The sequence below is a fragment of the Chengkuizengella sp. SCS-71B genome, from assembly GCF_040100845.1.
Lineage (GTDB): Bacteria > Bacillota > Bacilli > Paenibacillales > KCTC-33759 > Chengkuizengella.
The window spans coordinates 630,444-647,092 of record NZ_JAZHSH010000001.1; the positions used below are offsets into that span (position 1 = coordinate 630,444).

14 protein-coding genes and 1 pseudogene are annotated in these 16,649 nt (G+C 32.8%); 6 read left to right on the top strand and 9 right to left on the bottom strand.

The annotated features are described in order from the left end of the window. The first annotated feature begins 141 nt into the window (after positions 1–141). The 4 genes and pseudogenes from VQL36_RS03105 to VQL36_RS03120 form a co-directional block, all read left to right on the top strand. Complete coding sequence (locus tag VQL36_RS03105) at positions 142–1,911, top strand: B12-binding domain-containing radical SAM protein (RefSeq protein WP_349247910.1); 1,770 nt, start codon at positions 142–144, stop codon at positions 1,909–1,911. Positions 1,912–2,310: 399 nt separating this feature from the next. Continuing rightward, the gene (locus tag VQL36_RS03110) at positions 2,311–5,349 is read left to right on the top strand and encodes an ATP-binding protein (protein ID WP_349247911.1); all 3,039 of its coding nucleotides are present in this window, start codon (positions 2,311–2,313) and stop codon (positions 5,347–5,349) included. 369 nt (positions 5,350–5,718) lie between these two features. Continuing rightward, the gene (locus tag VQL36_RS03115; protein WP_349247912.1) at positions 5,719–6,564 is read left to right on the top strand and encodes a GNAT family N-acetyltransferase; all 846 of its coding nucleotides are present in this window, start codon (positions 5,719–5,721) and stop codon (positions 6,562–6,564) included. Positions 6,565–6,573: 9 nt separating this feature from the next. Then, positions 6,574–7,689 (top strand): annotated as a pseudogene (locus tag VQL36_RS03120) (IS110 family transposase); the annotation flags it as partial. Between the two features lie 197 nt (positions 7,690–7,886). Here the strand turns inward: VQL36_RS03120 and VQL36_RS03125 are convergent. The 5 genes from VQL36_RS03125 to VQL36_RS03145 form a co-directional block, all read right to left on the bottom strand. Beyond that, complete coding sequence (locus tag VQL36_RS03125; protein ID WP_349247913.1) at positions 7,887–8,249, bottom strand: hypothetical protein; 363 nt, start codon at positions 8,247–8,249, stop codon at positions 7,887–7,889. A gap of 104 nt (positions 8,250–8,353) precedes the next feature. After that, on the bottom strand, positions 8,354–9,241 hold the full coding sequence (locus VQL36_RS03130; RefSeq protein ID WP_349247914.1) for a serine hydrolase domain-containing protein: 888 nt from the start codon (positions 9,239–9,241) through the stop codon (positions 8,354–8,356). 21 nt (positions 9,242–9,262) lie between these two features. Further along, the gene (locus VQL36_RS03135) at positions 9,263–9,484 is read right to left on the bottom strand and encodes a hypothetical protein (RefSeq protein WP_349247915.1); all 222 of its coding nucleotides are present in this window, start codon (positions 9,482–9,484) and stop codon (positions 9,263–9,265) included. A 285-nt stretch (positions 9,485–9,769) separates the two neighbouring features. Beyond that, entirely contained in the window at positions 9,770–10,612 is an 843-nt protein-coding gene (locus VQL36_RS03140) for a tyrosine-type recombinase/integrase (protein ID WP_349251108.1), read from the bottom strand. 298 nt (positions 10,613–10,910) lie between these two features. After that, the gene (locus tag VQL36_RS03145) at positions 10,911–11,150 is read right to left on the bottom strand and encodes an ASCH domain-containing protein (protein WP_349247916.1); all 240 of its coding nucleotides are present in this window, start codon (positions 11,148–11,150) and stop codon (positions 10,911–10,913) included. A 275-nt stretch (positions 11,151–11,425) separates the two neighbouring features. On the opposite strand from VQL36_RS03145, the gene VQL36_RS03150 reads away from it, so the two are divergent. Both VQL36_RS03150 and VQL36_RS03155 read left to right on the top strand, forming a co-directional pair. Continuing rightward, the gene (locus tag VQL36_RS03150; RefSeq protein ID WP_349247917.1) at positions 11,426–12,727 is read left to right on the top strand and encodes a hypothetical protein; all 1,302 of its coding nucleotides are present in this window, start codon (positions 11,426–11,428) and stop codon (positions 12,725–12,727) included. A gap of 250 nt (positions 12,728–12,977) precedes the next feature. Then, positions 12,978–13,223, top strand: a complete 246-nt coding sequence (locus tag VQL36_RS03155; protein WP_349247918.1) for a hypothetical protein — start codon at positions 12,978–12,980, stop codon at positions 13,221–13,223. Between the two features lie 888 nt (positions 13,224–14,111). Here VQL36_RS03155 and VQL36_RS03160 read toward each other — a convergent pair. The 4 genes from VQL36_RS03160 to VQL36_RS03175 form a co-directional block, all read right to left on the bottom strand. Next, positions 14,112–14,375, bottom strand: coding sequence for an ATP F0F1 synthase subunit C (locus tag VQL36_RS03160; RefSeq protein ID WP_349247919.1), 264 nt, complete (start codon positions 14,373–14,375; stop codon positions 14,112–14,114). Positions 14,376–14,727: 352 nt separating this feature from the next. Beyond that, positions 14,728–14,931 carry a DUF3862 domain-containing protein gene (locus VQL36_RS03165; protein ID WP_349251109.1) on the bottom strand — a complete coding sequence of 68 codons (204 nt, stop codon included), beginning with the start codon at positions 14,929–14,931 and terminating at the stop codon, positions 14,728–14,730. Between the two features lie 53 nt (positions 14,932–14,984). After that, a complete protein-coding gene (locus tag VQL36_RS03170) occupies positions 14,985–15,560 on the bottom strand; it encodes a class I SAM-dependent methyltransferase (RefSeq protein WP_349247920.1) in 576 nt (191 codons plus the stop codon). A gap of 61 nt (positions 15,561–15,621) precedes the next feature. Further along, the gene (locus VQL36_RS03175; RefSeq protein ID WP_349247921.1) at positions 15,622–16,572 is read right to left on the bottom strand and encodes a TIGR01212 family radical SAM protein; all 951 of its coding nucleotides are present in this window, start codon (positions 16,570–16,572) and stop codon (positions 15,622–15,624) included. Positions 16,573–16,649 lie beyond the last annotated feature (77 nt).

Here is a 16,649-nt window from a genome sequence, read left to right on the forward strand (position 1 = left end):
TGTTTGTGATAAAAACATTTAGATGATTGCTTTTGTTTCAAAGAATGGTACCATATGTTTTAGGCGAAAATAATATTTAAAATATACCTAACAGAGTGAAGAAACACACTAATATGAATAGAAATTGAGGTATTTATATAAATGAAAGTGGTTGTATCTACGTTAAATGCAAAATATATTCATTCTTGTCTTGCATTGAGATATTTAAAAGCATTTAGTGAAAAAGATTTTGATATACAGATGGCAGAATTTACGATTAAAGATCCAGTCATGAACATTGTGTCTGATCTTTACCAAAAAGACGCGGATGTTATAGGTTTCTCCTGTTATATATGGAACATTGAAGAGACGATTACCGTAATTGAAATGTTAAAGAAAATAAAACCGGAGCTTAAAATTGTATTAGGCGGACCAGAAGTGTCTTATGACACTGATTATTGGATGAAGCGGATACCTGAGGTTGATTTTATTGTGATGGGTGAAGGGGAAGAGACTTTTCATCATTTATTAACAGAAATACAAAACGAACAAAAATATCACTTTGTATATGGCGCTGCATATCGAAATAAAGAGGAAATCATCATTAATCCACCTCGACCTAAATTAAATTTAAATGAAATCCCTACTCCTTATCGATTTCAAGAAGATTTGCCTAATGTAACGAATAGAATCGTGTATTTTGAAACGAGTAGAGGTTGTCCTTTTAGCTGTCAATTTTGTCTATCCAGTATCGAAGTTGGTGTACGTTATTTTGATATGGAAAGAACGAAGGCGGATTTGTTATTTTTAATTGAATCGGGTGCCAAATTAATCAAATTCGTAGACCGAACATTTAACATTAAAAGAGATTATGCAATGGAGGTTTTCGAGTTTTTGATTGAAAATCATCAGGGGTGTGTATTTCAGTTTGAGATTACTGCAGATATTATGCGTCCAGAAGTACTTGACTATTTATCTGAAAATGCACCTGAAGGCATCTTCCGTTTTGAAATTGGTGTACAGTCAACAAATGATGAAACAAATGATTTAATTCAAAGACGTCAAAACTTTGAAAAGCTTTCAAGAACGGTAACGAAGGTTAAGGAAAGTAAAAAAATAGATCAGCATTTAGATTTAATTGCGGGATTACCCAAAGAAGATTACACCTCTTTTCGAAAAACCTTTAACGATGTTTTTGAATTAAGACCAGAGGAATTGCAATTAGGTTTTTTAAAAATGCTTCGTGGAACAGGGATGCGTAATACAGCTCATAAACACGGATACAAGTATATGGATCGAGCTCCATATGAAATGTTAGAAAATGATATTATGTCGTTTTCAGATATCGTTCGGATTAAAAGAGTAGAGGATGTATTAGAAAAATATTGGAATGCACATCGGATGGATCATACGTTAGAATATTTAATTCAACATGAATTTGATTCTGCTTTTGATTTTTTCCAAGAGTTCGGTGATTATTGGGAAGAGCAAGGCTGGCAAAAAATTGGTCATCAGCTTGAAAACTTATTTACAAGGTTAATGTCATTTTTAAAACATCGCACCACGAAAAATATTGAAGTAATTGAAGGACTGATGAAATTAGACTATTTTCTAAACCATAAATATAAACCGCGTAAAATTTGGTGGGAACCAACGTTAGATAAAAAACAACATGCACACTTCATGAAGTGGATTGCTGAAAAACCTGAAGTCGTATCTGATTCATTTGCCAAATTAAATATGAGTGAAAAAGAGATGTTTAAACACGTTGTACTTGAAGTTCTACCATTTAATTATGAAGCTTTTATAGATGAAGGGATCGTTCATACCGAAACTTGTACTTTATTAATAGTAAGTTTTCAAACAGGTGTTAGTAAATTAACAGAGGCTTACACAGTGGATTTAAAGGATGGACTTCAATTACAAGTTTAAATTCACATTAAAGAAATGATTTTAAAAAAAGGAATTAATGACTCACTATGGAAATAAATTTAGGTAAGAAATAATCAATGAAAAAATTATCAGCATGGCGAATGACAAAAATCAGATTTGATTATAGAGATATCCTCTATGATTGATGTTAGTTTTTTCTCCTATGATCATCATCAAGATTAAGGAATAAAAAAAAACTGAGGGGGGATACAATGGAATTTGTGAAGATTCTATTCGCTTTTATATGGGATAATTAAGTACTTAATTGTGGAAAACGTCTATTTAACGTAGGCGTTTTTTAATTGACAAAAAATAAGTAGTATATTACATTCATTCATATAAATAAATCTGCCAGAAATAATTTTGTTTTAAGGTAATAATTAGCATATGAGGTGGAAGATGAAAAAGAAACTAGTGGCTTTACTGCTATTAATATTAATTTCATTAATAATATTCGGATTGATAGCTCTATTTGTATCTTATTCTAAGCAAGAAACTCCGATTGCAAATAATGGAGTAATGGATTTGACGGATTGGAATTTTAATGAGGAAGGAATAGTACACCTTAATGGAGAGTGGGAGTTTTATCCCCATCAATTACTCTATCCTACTGATTTTGAAGAAAGCCGGCAAGATGAGCTTAAATCTCATTTTGTTTCTGTTCCTATGTTTTTTTGGTCCTATTATGATCTCGGAGATCAAACGATGAATACCTTTGGAAAAGGAACCTTTCGTTTAAAAATTAAAATAGATGAAATGGATAAGATTTTTGGTATTAAAACACATTATATAGTGGGATTAAATCAATTATTCGTAAATGGAGAATTATTAGCAACCGCTTCTAGTTTCGAGCCTTACGTTCGTTATTTTCCTATAAACAGTGATATTATTGAAATTATTTTGCAAGTGGAAAATGATAGTCATCCGGTTGGTGGTGGTCTCGCAACTTCTCTAAAATTTGGAAATTTAGAGGAGGTATCACAACTAAGGGAAAAGTTGGTGATAGCAGATTGGATCACCATTAGTGTCTTTCTAATCATGGGACTTTACTTCCTAGGAATATTCTCTCAAAGAAATAAGGACTTCTTTTTACTGTATTTCTCACTATATTGTTTGTCCACAGCAGTATTTACCGCTATTCATGGTGAAGGAGTATGGCATACAGTTTTTCCTAACACGTTAGATTGGCTTATGATTAGGCTTCAGTTTATACCCTTCATGGTATCGAATCTATTTTTAATATTATATATTTATATGACATTTGAAAAATTGACATCAAAAAAGTTGATGTGGGTTGTAGTTTCAGTGGGCTTAAGCATTATACTATATGAAATGCTATTCCTAAAATATATTCCGATTTGGTTACATCATTTTACTACCTTTTATATGTTTATTGCAATGTTATATGCAGTATATGTCATGATCTTAGCATTCTTAAAAAAAATGGAAGGTAGTGGTTATTTAATAGTAGGTGCAATTGCTATAAGTTTGTTTTTGATTGATGATTACTTTTTAAGGATACATGGGATTGACAGCTTTCTTACATCCTTTCCTTTTGAGCCCTTCATCCTAATTTTAATGCTCGCCTTATTTATGTCTTTGCGTTATTCAAAAGCGTTCAAAAGAAATAAACAATTGTCCGAAGAATTGATGAAAGTAGGTCAGGTGAAGGACGAATTTTTAGCTAAAACGTCTCATGAATTAAAAACACCGCTGCATGGTATCATGAACATCTCTTCCTTTTTACTTGATGAAGGGGAAGGAAGAGTGTCAAAGAAGTATCATGAGAACCTTTCCCTCATTCATGACACCTCGATTAAGCTTTCTAATCTAGTGAATGATTTAATCGATGTCACTCGCTTGAAAAATGGAGAATTAAGATTGCAGCCTACTACGGTAGATATGAAGGTGTCTGCTCAAATCGTATGTGATGTACTCACCTTTGAGGTTCAAGGGAAACCGATTCAATTGATGAATAACATCACGGAATCCGTCTTTGTGGTCGCAGATGAAAATCGTATTCGACAAATTTTATATAATTTAATTCAAAATGCCATCAAACATACGGAGAGTGGAACCATCACCATTTCTTGCAAACAAGTAGATGAATTGGTATATGTGTACGTCGAGGACACAGGGATCGGTATACCCGAAGATAAAAGAGAAGAGATTTTTGGGTATTTTGAACAGTTGGATAAACTGTCACCGCAAAATGGGTATCAAAGTATGGGGTTAGGTTTATATATTAGCAGACAGTTGATTAAGAAAATGAATGGTGAAATATGGGTGGATGGATCTCAGGTTGGAAGGGGGACAAGAATGGCTTTTACCTTGCTAAAAGCGGAATATTTAGTACAAAAAGTGAGTAAGAATTCACTTCTTCAATCAGACAAGTCTTCCACTTCTACTTTATCATCAAAGTCTGATTTTGATACAATACAAACGTATGATCAAACGATTCTCATTGTAGATGATGAACCTACTAATATTCAAGTACTGCTTCATTTATTATCTAAACAAGGGTATAACGTCATCACAGCATTTTCTGGTAAGGAAGCCTTAAGAAAGATGGATCAATACTCAAACATTGATCTTGCCATTTTAGATGTGATGATGCCGGTGATGTCGGGGATTGAGCTTTGTCGAGAGATTAGAGAAACGAATTCTTTACTTGAACTGCCGGTTTTATTTGCAACGGCAAAGGATCGACCAGAAGATATTGACTTAGGCTTTCAAGCAGGAGCGAACGATTATATTACCAAACCGTTTGATTGCAGCACTATTTTAGCTAGAATCCATACCTTGCTTTCCATGAAAAGTTCAATGGAAGATGCGTTTCATAATGAAATGGCTTTTTTACAAGCGCAAATTAAACCGCATTTTTTATATAACGCAATGAGTAATATCATCTCTTTTTGTTACACAGATGGGCACAAGGCAGCCCACTTGTTAAATCATTTAAGTCAATATTTACGCATGATTTATAGTACCAATCATAAGACGCAGTTTGTCCCTCTACATAGAGAAGTAGATTTAATTCAAGCGTATGTTGAAATTGAAAAAGCCAGGTTTGATCGTTTTGAATTTAGTTATCACATCAATGAAGGTCTGGAAGACCATGTTGTTCCATCCCTTTGTATTCAACCATTTGTAGAAAATGCGATTCGTCATGGACTTTTGGAAAAAGAAGGAGAGGGTCAGGTGACCTTAACTATTATTGAAAAAGATGAAAGTATTCAAGTGGTGGTAGAAGATAATGGTGTGGGGATGTCCGAGGATATTCTCAAACAGTTTGAACAAGGTGAAATCTACAACGCAGGCATCGGGATGACGAATATAAAGAAACGATTAGCATCGATTTCGGGATCTGCTATTGAAGTAAATTCGGGAATAGATCAAGGTTCAAAGGTAACAATACGTTTACCTAAAGCAATGTAAGAACAAATGATCTAAGGAGGGTGTTATTTACTATCACGCAATTAATATAATTATTGATTTACACAAGTATGTTTGGTATACTTGTCTTCTTATTATGGAAGGGAGTGAGGGTGAATAATGACTAATTTAATGAGGATAACCTTGGGAATTCAATGTATTGCCTCTCACTCATGCGGATTAAGAAATTAAGCCTCCTTAGTTATATTAATGAAAAGAGCATGGCGTAAGTATATCTTTCGAAAAAGAACGTAATGGAAGTCACAAGGTTAATTTATATAACCCTGTGGCTTTTTTATGTCTAAATATTATTAATTTTCAGTTATTCCTCATAAATGTTAGTCTAATAATTTATATCTGGAGGAAAAACAAATGGCAAAAAAACCAGAATTTTTAACTAGGAGTTGTTATTCAATGGGGAATTTATATCAGAATGTATTATTTAAACAAGAAAAAGTTAATGAAATGGAATTGGCATTAACTCAATTTAACTCAAAAAGGGCACTTTCTCGTGTTAATTCAAATTTAATACTCAAAAATTTAGGTGATTGTACATTAATAATCGATTCAAATGCACCAAATTCAATTTATTACAACCGTATCAAGGGGTTTGGAAATCATGATATAGACAAAGTTGATGATATTTTGGATACGTATTATTCCGAACGTATAACTCCTTGTTTCGATATGACTCCCAATAACATTAATTTTGAAGTATCTCAAGTATTAATGAATAAAGGGTTCTTTTGTTCTGAACAACTGGTATTCCTAGAACTAGAACCGTATTTTACGGAGTATGATCATCGAGAAATTGAAATTGTTAGAGTAACTAAAAATAATGCAAAAGAATTTATTAATCTCATATTACTTTCAGATGGAAAGGAAGTAGAGAAAGATTTGATTGAAAAAAAATCGGTATTTTTCTATCAGTCTAACTTTCAAAATTTCATAGCATATATAGATGGAGAAGCTGTAGGAATGGGCTCGCTTTTTATAAAAGGTGAGGAAGGATATATTGCTAATGGATTTACCTTCCCACCCTACAGGGGTAGAAAAGTCCAAAAATCATTACTTCATTTTAGAATACAGGTAGCAAAAGAATTGGGATTAACAAAGTTATATACAGATGTAGAATTCGGTTCTATAAGTCACAATAATCTGTTAAAGGTAGGATTTCAATCAATACTAACGAGTTCCTTTTGGATGAAAGCTAAATAAAAATCATGATTGAACCACTTCTTAGAGGAGGTTACAAAAGTATCAGGTGGGCTGAAACCTTCGGTTATCTTTGAGTCAACTGGTTCTTATCATTCGCCTGTTGTCCAGTTTTTAGATGAACAAGACTATGTGTATATTATGGTGAATCCACTTGTGTCTCATCGCTCACGTAGTACAAATCTAAGAAAGGTAAAGACAGACCCTGTAGATGCGTATCAACTTTGCGAGCTTTTCTACAAGGAAGAGTTAGAACCTCATAGAAAAAGAGGACTTCAGTTATTAAATCTAAGAAACCTAACCCGACAACAGGAAGCAATTGTAAGTGTCTCATCTCAAACAAAATTACAATTACAAACTCTATTAGACCAAGTATTCCCTGAATATCGAGGTGTTTTTGGAGATCTATATTCTAGAATCTCTTTAAATGTCCTTAATACATTTCCTACATCAGAGTCTGTATTAAAAGTATCTAATTCAGAGCTAACCGGCATCATTTCATCCCTGTGTAAGAGTCGATCAAGTCAGTGGGCTGAAGAGAAAGCAGTGAAACTTATTGAGGCAGCTGAAAGAAATCCATTTCAACATAATATGTACGACAGTCACATCTTTAATATTAAGATATTAATCAATATCATTCTTCAATACGAAGAGCATCTATCAAAGTTAGCAGCTGAAATAGATGCCCTCGCTGAAGAAATGGAAGAGTATAAGATAATCCAATCTATCCCTGGTATTGGAGAAAAAATTGCGGCAACAATCATCTCAGAAATTGGAGAGATAGAAAGGTTTAATCACCCTAAAAAGTTAGTTGCATTTGCAGGAATAGACCCTAGTGTTTACTCTTCTGGTCGATTTACAGCTACTCAAAACAAAATTACTAAACGAGGATCTAGCCCATTAAGACGATCTCTATATATGGCTGTTAGGTGTGGAATTCGTGATTCCAGAAAGCAAAAGACAACTGATGAGATCATTGCAAGAAACAAGAAACTACGAGAGTTCTATGATAAAAAACGCGATGAAGGTAAACCATTTAGGGTTGCGATTATCGCTTGTGTGAATAAGCTCTTACATTGGATCTATGCCTTATTAAAAAGCAAAACAACCTTCCAAGATATAAACTAGTTACTATATATAATCATAAATTACAAAACCTTCCAAACTGCATATTCGGAAGGTTATTTGTCATGGACAATTTTAGTATAGCATGGATAAATAAAGTTTTTTATCTAAAAATGTTGACAAACTATTAGCTGGTTTGTTGCAAAACTTCCATCCTTATAATCCTTAACAATACTTTTGACAGGAGAAAGCAAAGCGTCTCATTTGATACAATAAGAATCAATTCTTTGCAGTTCATTTTTATCATTAAAAATATAGACATCACAGGCTGAAACTAAAGATAATTGTTCACCATTGCGAATAAATTCAGCTGTTCCATTTACTGCAACACAATTTTTTTCGGAAATTACATTCAATGTAGTGAATTTAGTGGTTATAGTTTTGAAATAATTTGAAGTTTGCTTGCATTCTTCTATTACAGCTTCCCTACCTACTAAGGTTTTGTCACCAACGATATTCCATTCAATTATTTTTGCTAGAAATGGAAAAGTAGGCTCAAAATTACCATTAGAAAATGACTCTGCTATTTGTTTTTGCGTGAGAACATGGCTTTCTGAAGTCATAGTTCAATTCCTCCTCGAATAATTAGATAAACTTTATTTTATAATCAGATAAAAAAATGACTCCAGTTTTATACAAACGTCATTTCATTATCTACTCCTTGTCTTCATTCACCTTTGACAATGTTAGTAAGCGTATTTGTAAAATTCGAAATCTTGTTTCCTCCTATGTATTGATTGTTGCTTAAAAAAATAATGACAAGCTCTGAATCAAGCTCACGATAAATATTCGCTAAATACCCTGGTAAGTACCCTGCATGTTCAACATTATTTCTCTGCGTAAGCCACCCATATCCATATTCATATCCATTACCATAGTCGGAATTTAAAGGAATTTTAGTATAAGGAGCATACATCTTATCTATTGTCTCTTTTTTTAGTAATTTTTCAGAATATAATCCCCTATCCCATTTTACTAAGTCATTCATTGTTGTATACAAACCCCCGGCAGCATGGAACAAGAAATACTCATCATATTGACTAGGATAAACATTATTTTCTGTAATCACTTTTTCATATCCAATCGCTTTATTTTCTTGAATGTTCCAATCCAAACTATAACCTGAATCTAACATCCCTAAAGGTTCGAAAATATTTTCATCTAAAAAGGTTTCATATGTATCCCCCGAGATTTGTTCTATTATCAATCCTAATAAAAAATAATTGGAATTACTATATTCATATTCTTCCCCAGGTTTAAAGTTAAGAGGAATGTCACTATATAAAGCAATGGTTTCTTCTGCGGATGGCAACGAAGTAATATTAGACCCAAGACTCTTTTCAAAGTTCTCAACAAGACTTGGATGACCTGTATTTACAATACCAGATGACATGGATAATAAGTGATGAATTGTAATCTCATTAAATTGGTTTGCATCTGGGAAGTATTTTGTAACTTGATGATCAAGATCAAGCAATCCTCTTTCCTCTAACTGTAATATCGCTGTGGCTGTAAATTGTTTAGTTAAAGATGCCATGATAAATTTCGTGTCCAATGTATTTGGGATATCTTGCTTTCAGTCAGCCATACCAAATGTTTTGGAATAAATCTCTTCACCTTCCATCCCAACATACACAGCTCCTGAAAAATCATGTTTTCTCTCAATAGCAGACATAGTAGAGTCTATTTCATTATATAAATCTGAAACTTCACTTTCTTTATCAATAGAATTTTCCGCACTACATCCGACAATTACAAGAGATAAACTAATAAGTACAAGAAACATCGTTTTTTTCAAAAATATCGCCCCTTTATTTATTATGCAATGCCATTAAATACGAAGGAGCTGCCAAGAAGTTTCATTTTTTAATATAGTGCAAAAAAAAATGATTTTTATGGATAATTAAACACCATATAGATCGTAGTTTCCATATTATTCACTATAAAGCATACATTTGGGCTCAAAGTATCTCTTTTTCAACAATATGGCCCGAATGAAAAGCAAGGACTGACCATATTGAAAGATAGAGATATTTGACTCAAACCTTGCACCAAAATAGAGGACATTTAATTCGTCCTCACCTTAAAAATATTGACTATAGAATTGTTGTCTTAACTTACCACTTAATTGGGCGTATATTTTTGTTGTTTCACTTTTCTCATGACCTAATAAGCTTTGGATTACATCTATCGGAGCACCATTGTTTATCATATGTGTTGCGTAACTATGCCTTAGTTGGTGAGGGTAAATATTCTTTTTAATACCAGCACGATTGGATATTCTTTTGATAACATATCTCATTAGATCGATACTCATACGGTGATGTGGTTTTCTCTCGGTCACAAACAGTGATGGATGATTGTCATCTCTTTCATCTAAATATCTTCTTATCCATATATCGCACCTTACATTAAAATATACTTCTCTTTCTTTATCTCCTTTGCCAGTAACAATAACAGACTGACTAGAAAAATTTATATCATCCCTATTTAATTTGACTACTTCTCCAATCCGACATCCGGTAGAATACATAAATTCTAGCAAAGCATTTTCCAAGGGAGCATGGCAAGATTCCCGTAGGTGCTCAATCTCTTGTCCAGTGAGAAACTTCGGGATTCTTTTTCCGATTTTTGGTTCCTTGAGTTTTGAAGCTGGATTTTTTAAAACAACACCTTCTTCAAAAGCCCAATTAAATAGAGATTTGATATACCTAATTCTATGACATAAACTTGAAGCCTTCAGGTGCCCACCTGTTTCAACCAAGAATTTTTTTAATAAATCAGTACTGAAATTATTCATTTCTATATCTCCAAAATATCGTTGAAGCATATTATATTGGAAACCATAGTTTTTGATGGTTAAAGCAGAATACCCCTCAATCATTTTATCAGATTGATAACTCTTCCATGCATGTGACAATAACATAATCATTCACTCTCCCAAACTATTAACTATTCAATTCAAATCTATCAATAGTATGGTCAAATTTTAATAGACTTATTCAACAATAGGGGAAATAGTTCTGATTAAATAAAACTACTTTTCCTTTTAAGTCTATAGGAACTATTTTTATTTAAAAATCGCGCCATATTGCGGAAGATCGTTATTTCGTTATTAGTAAATTACCACTTTTGGAAAGACTATTGATTTATTACTTTCACTTTAATTGCCAATGTACCTCACTGTTTTTCTTGTTCTCGTGTATATATCTGATATGTTCCTTCTACCATATCTTCGATTGTCCAACCTTCACAATCAAATTCTTGAAAGGGAATATCTTCATACATTTCTTTAAATGTATCACTGAAACTTCAACGCTTAATATTTCATTTTTTTCAGGTATTTTAACAAATTCTACTTTATCTCCAACCTTTATTTTTCGCCTTTTTTCATCGTTTAAACGCATCTCAAAGATTTTCTTACCTTCTTTGATGGATAATAAATACTCTTCATATAACCCCATTTTTGTTAAGTGTATCTCTTCACAATCTTATTTATAGAAGTTTTCAATTTTTTAAAACGTCGTTCAAAGTCTTATCAAGCGTCTTAAATGTAAACGTGTAACCAGAGGCATACTTCATTAAGAAAAAATTAAATATATACGTATTATTTACCATTGATCTGATATTTATTTATATTATAGAATTGTATGGTGCTCAACTTAATTGCACACAACTTATCGATAAGTAATTTGTTAAGCATAAATTCAAAAATAATAACTAAATCTTGGAGGACAGCATGAAAAAACTTAAAATTTTTAGTGTTTTTGCAATGGTAATTATTTTAGCGCTTAGTAGTAGCCAGTTATCGATTTTTGCACAATCAAAAGGAGATAACGAAAATGTCAAGGTTAAAGCTTTTAAAACTTCAATAGATGTGTCTTGGGAAGTCCCTGGTGATAATTTTATTATCACGGATATTGGTAATAATGATGCAGTAGTCTATGAAGGTACAGAGAACCAAACTATAGTTAATAATTTGAGTCCAGAAAGTTTGTATAGATTTAAGCTTAGTACTTATGATACTAATGGAATACTTTTGAAAGAATATTATGTTTCTACTCAAACTAAAAAGAATAAGAAAAATGATGCTCAAGAGGCAGCTAATGATATTAATTTAACTGCAAATGTAGTAGTCTCAAAAGATAAAGTTGTTCTTGAATGGGACAAAGTTCCAGGAGTTGCTGAGTATAAAATTTATAAAAATAACGAGTTTATTGATGCAGTAAAGGGGACAAAATATATAGATAGGGAAGTAATGAAAGATACCTATATTCCTTATGAGGTTCAATTCGAGGTTGCACTATCCGAGGCTGATAAAGAAGAACTTAAAACGGAGTTCAAAAATCTAGGTAAGGAAATAAATGACAAAGATATTGAAAGGATTGCATACAAACCATACAGTATAATTAAGGTTGTTGATGCATCTATCGTTGTTCCTCAGTTAAAGCTCGCTTCAGTTGAAAAGTCCTTTAAATGGACCTATAAAGCATTTATCCCTTACGATTTTGCAGAGGACCCTTGGTATAATGCAAGAACTTGGGGGGACGGAATAGCTTACTTTGGAGGAGATGATAGAGGATTTAGTTCTACCTCAGAAAAATATAGAACCAAAACGTTAGGTGACAGTATATTTTACGATGGCTCTACTTCTACACACGAAGCTTTCTATAAAAAAGTTTCACCTACTACTGCATACGATAAAAATTATGTCTTTGTAGGTTCAAAAACAGACTCAGGTGCAAATATTAATCGTATCGTTAACAGTAAAAGTTCGAGTATGGTCGATACAACAGTCTATCATAAGTCAGGTAATCCGTATGCTGTTCCTGGAGCCGAAATTGATTATCAAATGAGAGTTAAAACATACAGCAATGGTTCTTATAGTTTTGAAGGTTTGCATGACCGTGCACCATCACATGAGCTGTATTTAAGAATTGATAATGTAACAAATGTATCAATCTTTAGACACGGACATGAGGGATTTGAATATTTAGGATCTTCAAGTACCTTAGCCAGAAGCTTTAGTGTTTCGAACTAATATTTAACTTTGCTTGTAACCGTAAACTTTGGGATACAAGCAATTTCTTTAAAAAGGAGGGCTCAAACTGTTTACTAAGTTTTTAACAGCAATAGTTTCGGCGGTATCCTTATCAGCAATACTTACATTTATCAATAATAATGGAGAGCGTTATGAAAATACCCATTACTATTCTCCTACTTATGAATTTTATGTAGCAACTGCAATATTAATCTTTGTGTATATAGTTTTTGGAATCCCTTTATCAATATTGGCAGATGGTCTTATTCGTAAGAGGAGAAAAATAACTATTGTTAAGGAGAGTATTGCTCAATTACTGGTTTACTTCTTATTTGGTATGATAATAGGAATTATTTTCTTAGTAATAAAACCACCGCTTGATGTTTGGAACGCATCAATATTTGTGATTTTAGTTGGGTTAGCGAGTAGTTTATTTGCTTTTTACCAAGTGATTCTTGTTTTAGCTAGAAATCTTTTGAATAGAAAAAAGGATTGATAATACTTGACCTATCAAGTCTATTACAAATCGTTAAGAAATTTCACCCCTGGAGATTCCTTCCTGTGGCGTTGAACTATTTTAAATGCCAAGGAGTTTAAATGATGAATCGTATCTACCAAGTTTGAGGCTGTAAGATCTCACATTCAAAAAATACCGTCGCACAATTAAGTACGTGGATTGAAATGATTAGAATAGTTATAAGTTTTGACAAAGCACAAAAAAACTGGATATCGTCAAGAAATAGCCACCTCAATCTATGGGGTGGTTACTTTTTTATCCTTTTGGATTATAGTTACTCTTTATTTTGCTATTATCTTTTTCGAGTTCTTGTTTTATTAAGAAGCTCTGTTTCAATTTTATATTAGATTTTTTTCCTTTTCAGAAGAGAATTTACGCTTCAGTCGATTATGATTTTACCTCTATATTGAATAACACCAACATAAATAACAGCACAACCTTAATACTACAGCGTGATCTGTAGGACTTACTAATTTTAGCATATATCCTTATCTTCGTTATTCAACAATCTGGCCCGCTTGTGTAATAAGAAGTAAAAAAACTCATGAATCACTTTCTAATTCATGAGTTTTGATCTGTCTTTCCTACAATTGATCGATCTTTCTTTTAAACGATCAAATATTCTTTTAATTGATCAATCTTTCTTTTAAAACCACAGCAGAACAGCATGGAATTACACATATTGTTGCTGTTCCTCAATTTAACATTGGTATTTGAATTAAATGAAGCTGTTTAAAAAGAGTCATATGAAAGAAAAACAGAAGACCTCCAACCTCAAACTGAAACAATGTGAAACGAGTTACCCATCAGATGGGAAACCAGACTTTTTCTAAATGATTTTATATAGAAAAATTTTTATTTATTCCTTTAACAAGGGGGTTCCTTTCTTTTTATTAGACATAAAAAGATAATTAGTATGGATACAGTAAAAGCGAGTAAGGCAAGAAATAATTCTGGTAGTATGACACAAAAAATTAAGGCTCTTTTAATTGCATCTTCTGCTTCGGGTTGGCGTGCGATTCCTTCTACTGCCATTCCACCAGCTGTTCCAATTCCTATCCCTATACCGATCAATGCTAACATAGCTATTCCTGCTCCTATAGCACAACAACAAAATTTAGAAAATGACATTTTTTCACCTCTATTCAATTTTAATAATTAACACATTCTATTTTTTTTGTTTAAAAACAATGTTGAGTTATTATATTGTTTTTATTGCTTTTTTGATCATGTTTTATAGAAAAAAGCAATTGTATAAGAATGATTAACATAATTATAAAATTGGAGAACAAAATTTAATGATTTACAAACTTGAGGAATCAGAATAAAATGCTAAATGAGGAGGGATATAATGGAATTTTTAGTTGGTTTATTCGCATTTATTTGGGAAACTTAAGTTGAAAGCAAAAAAACGCCAATCATTTGGCGTTTTTTTAAACAATTAGATCCGAATTCAATTTGCTATCATATGGATTCATATTTCTTATTTCAAATCAACTTCCCATTTCCCTCTTAATTCTTCATTTTGAAATGTAATTAATGCCATTGCTTTTTCTTCAGAACCTGCCCAGGCATATTTTTTGATTTCTCCATTTGATACCATTTTGTTTCCTTCGCTTCCAACGATTTTTACAACTTCTTCATATGACATGCCTTCTTCGAGTTTATTATACTCTTCAAGAGTAATCTCAGATGTGTTTAAATTATATACGAGATGAAATCATGGAGGTTTCAACTATACTATCTCTTCAAAATTGCAATTAAATAAGGAGGATTATTTTTCTGATTTAAAAATTGATATCTGAGAACTTGATAATATTGCTGCGGTAAGTTTTGTACCCACGCAAGCACAGCATCTGCTTCTTCTTCTCCACCAGAATGACCAGAGTAAACCACAATCGTAATGATCCCGTCTTTTTCCAAAAATAAAAGAGAATGTTGTAGTGCACGTATCGTTGTCTCTTGCTGTGTAATGATATTGTGATCTCCACCTGGTAAATAACCTAAGTTAAACGTAATAGCAGATACTTTCTCGTGCATAGAAGGGGGCAGTATCTCTAGCATTTTATCGTGACTATTTTTAATAAGGTGGACATGTTCTAAAGAAAACCCAGCTTCAGCTAATCGTTTCATTGTATTTTGAATCGCTGTATTCTGCACATCAAAACCACAAACGATTCCATTGTCGCCGACTAGTTTTTTAAGAAATAATGTATCGTTTCCGTTTCCAAGCGTTGCATCAATGACAATATCCCCTTGTTTTACATGTTCTTGAATTAATTTATGTGTTTGTCCTAATATTGATAAAAAACCCACGATAGTTCCTCCGATTTCCCATTGACTCCATTTATAAAAAATTGTTATTTTATTTCCATGCCTATTCTTTCCAAAGCTTTCCTTGCCATGTATTTCGATTTTTTAATTCTGCGTCAATGGCATTAAGAACTTCCCATTTTTTCAAACTCCACATTGGTCCAATCAATAAGTCACGTGGAGCATCTCCTGTTAGTCGATGGACAATCATTTCAGGAGGGAGAATTTCCAAAGTATCAACGATTAGTTTAATGTATTCATCCTTATCAAGAAAACGTAGTAGACCAGCTTCCCATTGTTTGACCATTGGTGTTTTTTTCATCAGATGAAGAAGGTGAATCTTTATTCCTTGTACATCCATGTTTGCAACAGCTTTCCCTGTATCAAGCATCATTTCGTGTGTCTCTTGAGGGAGGCCATAAATAATATGAGCGCAAACTCGAATGTTGTGTTTTCTTAATTTTTCAACAGCATCCAAATAACACTGGGTATCATGTGCACGATTAATGAGATTCGATGTGCTCTCATGTACAGTTTGTAATCCCATTTCGACCCAAAGATAAGTTCTCTTATTTAACTCAGCCAAGTATTCAATTACATCATCTGGTAGACAATCAGGTCTAGTTGCTATGGACAGCCCTACGACTCCGGGTTGTTCTAAAATAACTTCATAATATTCTCGAAGTTCTTCTACAGGTGCGTAAGTGTTTGTGTAGGCTTGAAAATAACCGATGTATTTAGCGTTAGGCCATTTTTGATGTTGCTTATCTCGAATAGTATTAAATTGAGTGACTAGATCATCTCTACGACTTCCTGCAAAATCACCTGAACCTCGGGCACTGCAAAAAGTACAACCTCCGGTTGCGATTTTCCCATCTCTATTCGGACATGTAAATCCAGCATCTAACATGACCTTAAACACTTTTTCATTAAATGTATTTCTCATTTCAACATTCCATGTATGAAAACGTTTCTCTCCCCAAAGGAGTGGAGAGTTTTGTTCTGTTAATTTCATGTTTATTATTTATCTCCTTTAGTTCATCCTACAAAAATATTTTTGATGCATGTGGGATGATTTACAATAATGCTTAA